The 11,728-nt window shown below is 51.2% G+C and carries 9 protein-coding genes; 2 read left to right on the top strand and 7 right to left on the bottom strand.

The features are described from left to right. Nucleotides 1-130 precede the first annotated feature (130 nt). Nucleotides 131-1,342 (top strand): sodium/glutamate symporter, encoded by a 1,212-nt coding sequence (gltS, locus tag J1785_RS09015; RefSeq protein WP_217137676.1) that lies wholly within the window; start codon nucleotides 131-133, stop codon nucleotides 1,340-1,342. A 55-nt stretch (nucleotides 1,343-1,397) separates the two neighbouring features. Here gltS and J1785_RS09010 read toward each other — a convergent pair whose 3' ends face one another. From J1785_RS09010 to gmk, 6 genes are all read right to left on the bottom strand, one after another. Further along, on the bottom strand, nucleotides 1,398-2,723 hold the full coding sequence (locus J1785_RS09010) for a PTS sugar transporter subunit IIC (protein ID WP_129955258.1): 1,326 nt from the start codon (nucleotides 2,721-2,723) through the stop codon (nucleotides 1,398-1,400). 233 nt (nucleotides 2,724-2,956) lie between these two features. After that, the gene (gene recG, locus J1785_RS09005; RefSeq protein ID WP_217219259.1) at nucleotides 2,957-5,038 is read right to left on the bottom strand and encodes an ATP-dependent DNA helicase RecG; all 2,082 of its coding nucleotides are present in this window, start codon (nucleotides 5,036-5,038) and stop codon (nucleotides 2,957-2,959) included. Next, nucleotides 5,035-5,733: a tRNA (guanosine(18)-2'-O)-methyltransferase TrmH gene (gene trmH, locus J1785_RS09000; protein ID WP_129955260.1), complete on the bottom strand. Its 699-nt coding sequence runs from the start codon at nucleotides 5,731-5,733 to the stop codon at nucleotides 5,035-5,037. Before trmH ends, recG begins: the two co-directional genes overlap by 4 nt. A gap of 5 nt (nucleotides 5,734-5,738) precedes the next feature. Continuing rightward, on the bottom strand, nucleotides 5,739-7,847 hold the full coding sequence (gene spoT / locus J1785_RS08995) for a bifunctional GTP diphosphokinase/guanosine-3',5'-bis pyrophosphate 3'-pyrophosphohydrolase (protein ID WP_129955261.1): 2,109 nt from the start codon (nucleotides 7,845-7,847) through the stop codon (nucleotides 5,739-5,741). Nucleotides 7,848-7,866: 19 nt separating this feature from the next. Further along, nucleotides 7,867-8,142 carry a DNA-directed RNA polymerase subunit omega gene (rpoZ, locus tag J1785_RS08990; protein WP_015699238.1) on the bottom strand — a complete coding sequence of 92 codons (276 nt, stop codon included), beginning with the start codon at nucleotides 8,140-8,142 and terminating at the stop codon, nucleotides 7,867-7,869. A 54-nt stretch (nucleotides 8,143-8,196) separates the two neighbouring features. Continuing rightward, nucleotides 8,197-8,820, bottom strand: coding sequence for a guanylate kinase (gene gmk / locus J1785_RS08985; RefSeq protein WP_217219258.1), 624 nt, complete (start codon nucleotides 8,818-8,820; stop codon nucleotides 8,197-8,199). A 278-nt stretch (nucleotides 8,821-9,098) separates the two neighbouring features. Here gmk and ligB point away from each other — a divergent pair, with 278 nt between their 5' ends. Continuing rightward, nucleotides 9,099-10,796 carry an NAD-dependent DNA ligase LigB gene (gene ligB, locus J1785_RS08980; protein ID WP_217219257.1) on the top strand — a complete coding sequence of 566 codons (1,698 nt, stop codon included), beginning with the start codon at nucleotides 9,099-9,101 and terminating at the stop codon, nucleotides 10,794-10,796. 19 nt (nucleotides 10,797-10,815) lie between these two features. Here ligB and J1785_RS08975 read toward each other — a convergent pair whose 3' ends face one another. Continuing rightward, nucleotides 10,816-11,433 (bottom strand): trimeric intracellular cation channel family protein, encoded by a 618-nt coding sequence (locus J1785_RS08975; RefSeq protein WP_129955264.1) that lies wholly within the window; start codon nucleotides 11,431-11,433, stop codon nucleotides 10,816-10,818. Nucleotides 11,434-11,728 lie beyond the last annotated feature (295 nt).

Raw genomic sequence — 11,728 nt, 5'->3', positions numbered from 1 at the left:
ATTTATGACCTGTTTTTCTTGCCTGATGCAGTGTGTATGACTTCTAATTCAGTTTCTGGGAAAAAATATGTCAGTGTAAATTTTATAAGCCAATAATTTTATTGGATTTATTTCAGAATGGAGTTCGTCAATGATTCAACTCGATACCTACGGCACCCTGGTTGCTGCCACGTTGGTACTCCTTTTAGGACGAAAATGCGTCCAGTCGGTCAAATTCCTCAAGAAATACACCATTCCTGAACCTGTTGCCGGTGGTTTACTGGTCGCTTTATTGCTGCTGCTCGTTAATCAGATGTTCGGCTGGGAAGTCGGTTTCGACATGTCTTTAAAAGAGCCACTGATGCTGGCGTTTTTTGCCACGATCGGTCTTAACGCTAATCTGGCAAGCCTGCGGAAAGGTGGGAAATCCCTGTTTCTGCTGGTCTTTGTTGTTCTGGGTTTACTGCTTTTGCAAAATGCCATCGGCATCGGTATGGCGAAAATGCTGGGGCTGGATCCGCTGATGGGATTGCTGGCGGGGTCGATTACCCTTTCCGGCGGGCATGGCACCGGGGCGGCATGGAGCAAACTGTTTATTGAGCGTTATGGCTTTGAAAATGCCACAGAAGTCGCTATGGCCTGCGCGACTTTTGGACTGGTTCTTGGCGGTATTATTGGCGGTCCGGTGGCGCGCTATCTGGTTAGCCATTCCTCCTCCCCCAACGGAAATCCTGAAGATACGGTCGATCCGAGCGCATTTGAGAAACCGTCAATTGGCAGGATGATTACGCCACTGGTGATGGTGGAAACTATCGCCCTGATCGCGATTTGCCTGATGGCAGGCACATATACCTCCAGCATGTTGCAAGGTTCGGCCTTTGAAATCCCAACCTTTGTCTGCGTGCTCTTCGTGGGCGTTATCATGAGTAACGTACTGGCATGGCTCGGTTTTTACCGTGTCTTTGACCGTGCGGTATCCGTGCTGGGTAACGTCAGTTTGTCGCTGTTCCTCGCCATGGCTTTGATGAGTCTTAAATTATGGGAGATGGCATCTCTCGCGTTGCCGATGATGGCGATTCTTATCGTGCAAACGCTCTCGATGGCGTGTTACGCAATTTTCGTGACTTATCGCGTGATGGGAAAAAACTACGATGCAGCGGTGCTGGCGGCAGGACACTGTGGTTTCGGGCTGGGTGCTACCCCGACGGCTATTGCCAATATGCAGGCGATCACCAATCAGTTTGGTCCTTCGCACCTTGCGTTTCTGGTGGTGCCGATGGTGGGGGCGTTCTTCATTGATATTGCTAATGCGATTGTGATTAAACTCTATCTGATGTTGCCCGTATTCCCGGCGATCAGTTAAAAAAACAGGCACAGAAACGTCGCTTCTGTGCCTGACTCATTCCTTCCCGTCAGGTTTATTGTGCTGCGTCCGCTTTTTTAGTGAACATCGGTTCGGCTTCAGCGGTTTTCTCCTGCGTCAGTAACTGCTTCTCATAAACTTTGAAGAACGGGTAATAAATCACCATCGACAGCGCCATCAGTAGTATGACCAGTATTGATACTTTGAAATCCCAGCCCATTGCCCATGCCGCACCAATCGGCGCCGGCGATGTCCACGGAACCAGTGAAATCATGTGCGGAAGAATATCCGTCGAAACGGCAAAATAGGCGATAACAGCATTGACCATCGGTGCCAGCAGGAAAGGGATGAAAAATACCGGGTTCATGACGATAGGCGTGCCAAAAATCACCGGCTCATTGATATTGAAACAACTTGGCACCAGGCTGAGTTTCCCCATCGTACGCAGATGTGCTGATTTACTTCGGCAGAATAACAGCACCAGCCCCATCGTCGCTCCTGAACCGCCAATAACGATCAGGAAATTCCAGAAGGCCTCGGTCATGATGTGTGTCATGGGTAAACCGGCAGCGAGATCAGTCTGATTCAGACCGAGATTGGTTAACCAAAAAGCTTGCAACATACCGGAAACAATGGCCGAGCCATGGATGCCCGCAAACCACAGCAGGTGGCAAATCAGCACGGCGAGAAGTACTGCAGGCAGTGAGTCTGCGGCAGAAATCAGCGGTTCAAACAGCGCCATAATCGCCTGTGGCAACAACATATCAAACCCTGACTGTACCAGTAAGCTCAGCGGGAAAAGCGTAATCACCACGGCAACAATCGGGATCAGCAAATCAAACGAATGCTTAATGTTTGAAGGCACCTGTTCGGGTAAACGGATACCAATATTGTATTTTTTCAGTAACCGCGTCAGTTCGGTGACATAAATTGCCACCAGAATGGCGGTAAAGATCCCCACGCCGCCCAGCGCTGCCGTCGACATCTTTTCATCAATCTGCGGTGCTGCGACCAGCAGGAAAGACATCAGCGCCAGCATTGCGGTCATGAACGGATCGAGTTTATAACTTCTCGCCAGATTGTAGGCGATCGATGCCGAGATATAGATGGACATGATACCCATCGTCATATTGAACGGTGTCAGGATCTGCACTTCATATTTTGCCGAGAGCGCCAGCCAGTTTCTGGCAAAGCCCCAGGACGATTCAGGCGAGAACGGCGGGTGAACAAAAACCAGTAAAAACGAACCCACAATCATAAAGGGCATTGCTGAAATAAAGCCATCCCGCACCGCCATGACATGTCGCTGTGAAGACAGTCGTGCGGCAAAGGGGCTGATTTTTTGTTCTATAAAGGTAAAGAGGGATTGACTGATACTCATGATGATTTGACCTTATGTTGAGGACATCAGACAGGGTTGCCTTAATAATCATCAGTGTAGTGGCGGGGTGTGGAACCGGTTACCTGCTTTGCCCCACTCTGTGAAGGTTATCAAATAACCTGAGCGGAAAGCTGTTTTGAAGACGCAATGGGGAAAAGGGAAGAGAATATGTTGAAAACAAAACATCATTATTAATAATGATTTGATGAAGTGTGAATGAGCGAGAAGAGAGATCAGGCGTTAGTGTAACGGACTCTTTCTGGCAGCCAGCGCTCAATCAGGGCCTGGGCATGGTCAGGGAATTGCTGCTGCAGATAACGTGCAATGCGCTGTACATCCGGGATCATCGCCTGATCACGTAATAAGTCAGCGACTTTAAACTCGGCACTGCCCGTCTGACGCGTGCCCAATAGTTCACCTGGCCCGCGGATTTCTAAATCCTGCTGAGCAATAACGAAGCCGTCGTTGCTGTCGCGTAAAACCTGCAAACGTTTCTGTGCTGTTTTGCTGAGCGGCGTTTTATAGAGCAGAACACAGTGAGAAGCCACGGCACCACGACCCACGCGCCCGCGTAACTGGTGTAACTGGGCCAGCCCTAAACGCTCCGGGTTTTCGATAATCATCAGGCTGGCGTTCGGTACGTCAACGCCGACTTCAATGACAGTCGTTGCCACCAGAAGTTGTACTTCACCTTGTTTGAAGGCCTGCATGACGGACTGCTTTTCCAGGGCTTTCATGCGACCGTGAACCAGTCCGATATTCAGAGCCGGGAGTGCCTCCTTCAGGCCTTCCCATGTGGCTTCTGCGGCCTGCGCTTCCAGCATCTCCGACTCTTCAATCAGTGTACACACCCAATAAGCCTGACGATTTTCCTGCTCGCAGGCACTTTTGACGCGGCTGATAATGTCGCTGCGTCGTGTGTCCGGAATGGCGACAGTAGTCACCGGCGTGCGCCCTGGCGGCAGTTCGTCGATGACTGACGTATCCAGATCAGCGTAAGCGGTCATTGCCAGTGTGCGTGGGATCGGCGTGGCGGTCATGATCAGCTGATGCGGGTGGAAGCCCTGTTGCAAACCTTTTTCCCACAACGCCAGACGCTGATGCACACCGAAACGGTGTTGTTCATCGATAATGACCAGCGACAGTGACGAGAACAAAACCTGTTCCTGAAAGATAGCGTGCGTCCCCACCACCATCGAAACCTGTCCGCTGGCGATCGCATCCTGTTGCGCCTGCCGTGCTTTACCCTTTTGTTTACCCGCCAGCCAGCCGACCTGAATACCCAGCGGTTCAAACCACTGACGGAAATTATTCGCATGCTGTTCGGCCAGCAATTCTGTCGGTGCCATTAATCCGACCTGTTGCCCCTGAGCAATAGCGCAAAGTGCGGCAAGGGCGGCCACCAGCGTTTTACCTGAGCCCACGTCGCCTTGCACCAGACGCATCATGGGATAACTTTTGGCCAGGTCCTGTTCAATTTCCGCCACGACCCGTTGCTGCGCACCGGTGGGGCTGAAAGGAAGAGAGGCAAGGAACTGATTTTTCAGGCGATCGTCATGACGCAGCGGCAGAGCTTTATAACTCTGAGTACCGGCACGGACGGCCAGCATACTGAGATTATGTGCCAGCAATTCTTCCATAATCAGTCGGCGTTGAGCAGGATGATGACCTTTCTCAAGATCGGCGAGCTGGATATCAGGCGGCGGGCGATGCAGTAAATGCAGCGCCTGAGGAAGGGGGATCAGCGAACGGCTCAGTTCCTCTGGTAACAGTTCGGCAATAGGTACTGTGTCGAGCAGTTCAAGTGCCTGATCCGTCAGTTTACGCAATGTCGCCTGGCGGATACCTTCTGTTGTCGGATAAACCGGCGTCAGTGATTCCTGCAGAACGACTTCGCTGTTTTCACCCTGAATACGGTATTCCGGGTGAATGATTTCAGCGCCGATCGTGCCGCGTTTGATTTCACCATAAGCGGTAACACGACGCCCTGCAGCCAGACTGTTTTTCATTGCGGCGTTAAAGTTGAAGAAGCGTAACGTCGCCATGCCTGTGCCGTCACTTATCTGACAGGTCAGCATTCTGCGGCGACCAAAACTGATATCGCTGCGCAGGACTTCGCCTTCTATTGTCGCGAAAATGCCGGGTTGTAAATCATTGATGGTGTAAAGGCGGGTACGATCTTCATAGCGTAAAGGAAGATGAAACAGTAAATCCTGAATAGTTTCAAGGCCGAGTTTGGCGAGTTTGTCTGCCTGGCTGGCTCCGACGCCGGAAAGCGACGTCAATGGGATAGCGTCGAGCAGGCGGCCTTTCATCTTTTCTTAACCGTCATTTGCATCGCAGACCACCATTCATCATCGGCAATGATTTGCCCGCGATCGTCAATGAAAGGGCGGGGCAGTTTCTTCCGCTTTGCCACATTCGACAGGACCGGATAGCCGCCTTCAAACAGCAGTCGCTGCTGTTCTTTCTCGTTCAACAGGCTGTTGTCGCGACGATACATACCGGCATTTTCGCGCTGGCGCTGCGCTTCATACAGGATTAACGCTGAGGCGACAGAAACGTTCAAAGATTGCACCATACCGATCATCGGAATGATGATATCGCTGTCTGCCAGCGCTAATGCTTCAGGTGTGATACCGGTTTTTTCCTGACCGAGCAAAATACAGGTCGGGCGGGTGTAATCAATCGCGCGGAAGTCGACGGCTTTCTCTGACAAGTTTGTTGCCAGGATTTGCATGCCCTTCGCTTTCATTTTGGCGACGGCATCCTGAATATTTTTGTGCGTTTTGACCTGAACCCAGCTGTTGCTACCCGCCGCCGAAGAGACCAGTGTCTTCATTCGGGTGGTGGGCCAGACAGCATGAATTTCGTGAACGCCGACGGCGTCTGCCGTGCGGATGACGGCAGAAACGTTATGCGGTTTATGCACCTGCTCCATGCAAACCGTCAGGTCTGGCTGTCGGGCTGTAAGCATTTCGCGGATGCGCGCATAACGTTCTGGGGTCATAACAATCAGTTTCGGTTGCGGGTAACTTTAATGACGTCCGGCATAATACGAATTTTACGCATGATATTCGCCAGATGAACGCGATCGCGGGTCGTCAGGCGGATAAAGGCGCTGTAGACGCGACCGTCTTTTTCTTCGGTGCTCAGACTCTGAATGTTCGACTGCGCGGCATTTATCGCGGCGGTCAGGTTCGCCAGTGCGCCCTGATGATTGAACATATCGACTTTTATTTCAGCGATAAATTCCTGATCAGTTTCCTGGTGGTCATCCCAGTCAACGGCCATGAATTTCTCAGGTTCTTTCTGATAACCGCGAATATTACGGCAGGATTCATGGTGGATCACCAGCCCTTTACCTGGACTGACGTGCGCAATAATCGGGTCGCCTGGGATCGGACGGCAGCATTTCGCGAACGTGATCAGCACGCCATCTGCGCCTTTAATCGGCAGATTACGGGTCCCTGACGATGCCATTGAAGACTGGTCACCCATCAGGTTTTTGGCCACCACAACGCTCATGGCATTGCCGAGGCCGATTTCTGCCAGCAGGTCATCCATCGCCGGGAGCTTCATACGATCCAGCTCGTTTTTAATGTTTTCCGGCGGAATATCTGACAGTTTTTTACCCGCACCCAGCGCATGATTGAGCAGGCGACGACCCAGTGAAACGGAGTCATCACGTTTCAGGTTTTTAAGCATCTGGCGGATTTTGGCGCGCGCACGTGAGCTCACGACAAAGTTCAGCCAGGCGGCATTCGGGCGGGCACCCGGTGCGGTAATAATTTCGATAGTTTGTCCGCTGGTCAGCGGCTGCGAGAGCGGATAAGGCTGGCGATCAACGCGCGCGCCAACGCAGGCATGGCCGATATCGGTATGCACGGCGTAAGCAAAGTCGACCGGTGTCGCACCCGCAGGCAATTCGACAATACGGCCTTCCGGCGTAAAGACGTAAATCTCGTCCGGGAACAGATCTGATTTTACGCTCTCGATAAATTCAAAGGAGTTGCCCGCACTTTGTTGCAGTTCAAGCAGACTCTGTAACCAACGTTGAGCGCGGATCTGCGCCGTAGTGCTGGTTTCACTGTTCTCTTTATAAGCCCAGTGCGCCGCAACCCCCATCTCCGCCATCTGATCCATATCTTCAGTACGGATCTGCACTTCAACCGGCACACCATGCGGGCCGATTAGCGAAGTATGCAAAGATTGATAGCCGTTGGCTTTGGGGATGGCGATGTAATCTTTAACCCGACCCGGACGCGGTTTGTACAGACTATGCGCCTGCCCTAACACGCGATAACAGGTATCGAGTTCTTTAACGATCACCCGGAAGGCGTAGATATCCATAATGGAATGGAAACGCTGTTCCTTCAGGTGCATTTTACAATAGATAGAATACAGGTGTTTTTCGCGACCACTGACACGACACTGAATACCGGCTTCGGTTAAACGGCCTTCAATCTCCGAGAGGATTTTTTGGATCATCTCTTTACGGTTACCCCGCGCGGCTTTCACCACTTCTTTGATGACGCGATAACGGTTTGGATAGAGGGCTTCGAAGCCCAGCTCTTCGAGCTCGGTTTTCAGGTGGTGGATACCCAACCGGTGTGCCAGCGGGCTGTAAATTTCCAGCGTTTCGCGGGCAATACGGCGACGTTTGTCCGGACGCAAAGAGCCCAGCGTGCGCATGTTATGGGTACGGTCAGCGAGTTTGATCAAGATGACGCGAATGTCTTGCACCATCGCCATGACCATTTTGCGGAAGTTTTCCGCCTGTGCTTCTTTCTTATCGCGGAATTTCAGCTTGTCTAACTTTGAAACGCCTTCAACCAGTTCAGCAACGCTTTTGCCAAACAGTTGTTCCATATCCTGGTAAGTTGCAGGCGTGTCTTCGATAACGTCGTGTAATAACGCCGCCATCAAAGTCTCATGATCGAGCCTCATTTCAGCCAAAATACATGCCACGGCTACCGGGTGAGTAATATACGGCTCACCGCTGGAGCGTGTTTGCCCCTCGTGCGCGTCCCGCGCCACGAGGTAAGCCTGCACGAGGCGCTTAATTTGCTCCTCCGGCAGGTATTTTTGAATCAGTTGATTCAGGCTTTCAAAGATATACAAGTGGGATCCGTTTCGTTAATTAACGACGGCCTTCAGCGATGGCAGTCACTGCCTGAATCTCTGCGGCTTCCTGCTCTTGTTGCTCCTGACGGTCACGAACGTCGAGGATCTGATTGGTGATCAGGCCTTCTTCGATTTCGCGCAGGGCAATGACAGTGAATTTATCGTTTTCTTCAGCAACCAGTGGATCTTTACCACCAGATTGCAGCTGGCGTGCGCGACGTGCAGCCACCAACACCAGGTCAAAACGGTTACCAATTTTTTCAACAGCGTCTTGAACAGTTACGCGTGCCATATATGTGCTACTCCACAGGGTGACGAAAGACTGGGCATAATACTGAAAGTGTCTTCAGTCTGCCAATAGTTTGGTGATTAATCCGTCATGACGGAGCCGCTGACGGCTCAGACGCAGACGTTCAGCGCGAATAATGGTTTTTAAATCCGATAAAGCCAGATCAAAATCATCATTCACAATTAAATAGTCGTATTCGGCAAAGTGGGTCATTTCAGCCACGGCTTGTGCCATACGTTTTGCGATAACTTCCTCGCTGTCTTGCCCGCGGCCACGCAAGCGTCGGTCTAGCTCATCTTTCGATGGCGGCAAGACAAAAATACTGCGTGCCTGCGGCATTTTTTTCCGGATTTGCTGCGCGCCCTGCCAGTCGATATCCAGAAAAACATCCACACCCGACGCTAAAACCTGCTCGATGGTTTCACGCGACGTCCCGTAATAATTACCGAAAACTTCTGCATGTTCTAAAAAGGCATCACGTTCAATCATCTCGCGAAACGCTGCTTTGTCGACAAAGAAGTAATGCTCGCCATGTTTCTCGCCCGGACGTATAGCACGGGTGGTATGAGAAATAGAAACCTGTGTGTCGTAGAGCGGTTGTGTTTTAAGTAAAGCCTGAATCAGACTTGATTTACCTGCTCCACTCGGGGCGGAGACAATATACAGCGTGCCTTGAACCATAATGACGTTTCAACTGAATGGGTTGATAGGAAGTATGCGAAGAGTGATCTCCCGCACAGTATACACGCTCGCCGCATTCGGTGCAGCGTCCAGACGTATTTCATCGCAACTTTGCCGCAGAAAATAGCCTTTCCTGAGAGATTTACGTGCTGCATTCCACATTTTCTTTTCGTTGCAGCAACAGATGAAATAATCAGGAAGGCATCTCGCAATAAGGGGTTATGCCACTGGCAGGAAAAATCACACCGGCGTTTACTGGTCTCCACAAGGAGGTGCTAATGCGCCAGTTTATTTATCTTATCTGCCTGCTCACTTTTGTTTTCTCTGCTTCAGGTCAGGATACGCTGTCGCCGGAATGTCCCGGCTGGCCATCAGAACGTCTGACACAGGAAACCCGTCACCTCACCGCTCAGTTGACCCAATGGGATGCCGCCTATCATCAGTCTGACAGCAGCCCGATTGAAGATTCGGTCTATGATCATTTGCGTCAAAAACAACAATTCTGGTTGCAGTGCGCCAGCCAACCGGTACCTGAGCTGACAATGCCAGCCAGTGATGATGCAGAATATGTGCATCCGGTGGCCCATACCGGCCTGCATAAAATGAAAGATAAACACGCGGTCGCAAACTGGATGCAGGGACGAAAGAATCTGTGGGTACAGCCCAAAATCGATGGCGTTGCAGTATCGCTGATTTACCGTTACGGGAAACTGGCCGCACTGGTAAGTCGCGGCGATGGCGAGAAAGGGCAAAACTGGACGGCAAAAGCTGCGTCAATTCCGGCGATCCCGCTCAACATTCCGGACATGAGCCCTGAGTTGGTATTGCAGGGCGAGCTTTATCTGAAGATGAACGGTCATCATCAAAATGTTGATGGCGGGATGAATGCAAGATCAAAAGTCGCAGGTGCAATGATGCGTACCTCTGCTTCTGACCTGCTGAAGCAAACGGGTATTTTTATCTGGTCATGGCCGGACGGTCCGGTGCTTATGGCTGATCACCTGGAGAAACTCAGACAGTTCGGTTTTCCGGTTGTGGCTCAGTTCACGCTGGCGGTGAGCTCTGTCGAAGACGTCGAAAAATGGCGTGAAGACTGGTTTCACCAACCCCTGCCTTTTGCGACGGATGGCGTGGTCGTTCGTCAGCAAGAAGAACCTGCGGGGAAATATTGGCAAAGTAAGCCTGCAATCTGGGCGGTCGCCTGGAAATATCCGCCCGCCAGACAGCTCACCGATGTCACGGGCATCAGCACCACGACAGGACGAAACGGGAAAGTCACCGTTATCCTCAACCTGAAACCCCTGCGGCTGGACGATAAGTTAGTCAGTAAGGTGAGTTTGGGATCGGTCAGCCGGTTCCGGCAATGGGATGTTCTTCCCGGTGATCAGGTCGCAATCGCGCTGGCCGGACAGGGGATCCCACGACTTGATGAAGTGACATGGCGGGTAAATGAGCGTACGGAGATGCCTTTGCCTGATCCAACGCGCTATAACGCACTTTCCTGCTTTACACCTGAACCGGACTGCATACAACAATTTCTCTCACGCCTGATCTGGCTCAGCGGGCCGGAAGCGTTGGATATGGCAGGGTTTGGCGGGGCCACATGGCAAAAGTTATTGGATGCTTCCCCGGGGGGTTCTCTCATCAGTTGGTTAAGTCTTAATGAAAAAGAACTGGATGCTGTTCCGGGTATCAGTATTAAACAGGCGCAAAAACTGATGGTGCAGATTCATCTTGCGCGCGGAAAAGGCTTCCGGCGCTGGCTGTCAGCAATAGGATTTCCTTCTTTTGCACTGGGATTTGCAGAACAGCAGCAAAGCTGGAACACGTTGACACAGCTGACCTCTCACGACTGGGAGATGACTGAGGGGATCGGGGCCAAACGGGCCGCTCAGGTTTTTGACTTTATACATCATCCGGACGTTGAGGTTTTGGCCAATGCTTTGAAGCAGGCGCAATTGCCTGCATTCCGCTAGCGGGCTACACGGCGGCGCATTAATGGTCCGAATGCGGGTAATTAAAGACAGGCAATCCAAGGCGAAAACGCAGGGCGATAAGACGTGCGGTAAAGCCGATCAGCAGTGTAATGATAACGACCAGATTGTGGGGCAATGAGAAATATTGCAGCCCGATATAAACCCAGGCGGAAGCAAACGACACGCCGGCATAAATTTCTTTCTGAAACACCAGCGGGATCTGATTGCACATCATGTCCCGCAGCACACCGCCAAAAACACCGGTAATGACTGCACAAACGGAAGCAATGATAGCGCCATGTCCCATATCGAGGGCCACCTGTGTCCCGATAATGGAAAATACCACCAGCCCCAGGGCATCAAGCACTAAAAAAAGCTTTCTCAGATGTTGCATGAGAGGAGCCAGCCAGGTGGTCATGAGCGCTGCAACAGCCACAATCACGATGTACTCCGGATGCTTCACCCATCCCAATGGATAATGGCCTAACAGCATGTCGCGGACAGAGCCGCCACCAATGGCCGTCGCTGCCGCAATAATAATGACACCAAAGGAGTCCATTTTCCGACGTCCGGCAGCCAGGGCACCGGTCATGGCTTCTGCGGTGATCCCAATAATATAAAGAACGGTGAGTAACATGGATGTTCGCCAGACAAATCAGTAAATGGGAAAACAGTAGCCGCGTAGAGTAAGGAGTTCCTCATTGATGCTCGACTGAATTTTTCTTTTGCATTGGTTTTAGGATTATTAAATCTAATGTGAATAGACTTTCAATCCGCCAGAGTAAAAGGATAAAGAAGAATGCCGGGTTATTTTAGATTAGAAAAACAGGGATTGCTTGCCTGTTTTGACCCTGCTTTAACATTTATCCATGCCCCCGATTTCTTCTCAGCAGTGAATTTTCTCCTTTTATAGGTTACGATTAATTAAAATC

The organism is Rahnella perminowiae (assembly GCF_019049755.1).
Lineage (GTDB): Bacteria > Pseudomonadota > Gammaproteobacteria > Enterobacterales > Enterobacteriaceae > Rahnella > Rahnella perminowiae.
The sequence above is the reverse complement of the archived record's forward strand: the minus strand, read 5'-3'. Positions and strand labels throughout refer to the sequence as shown.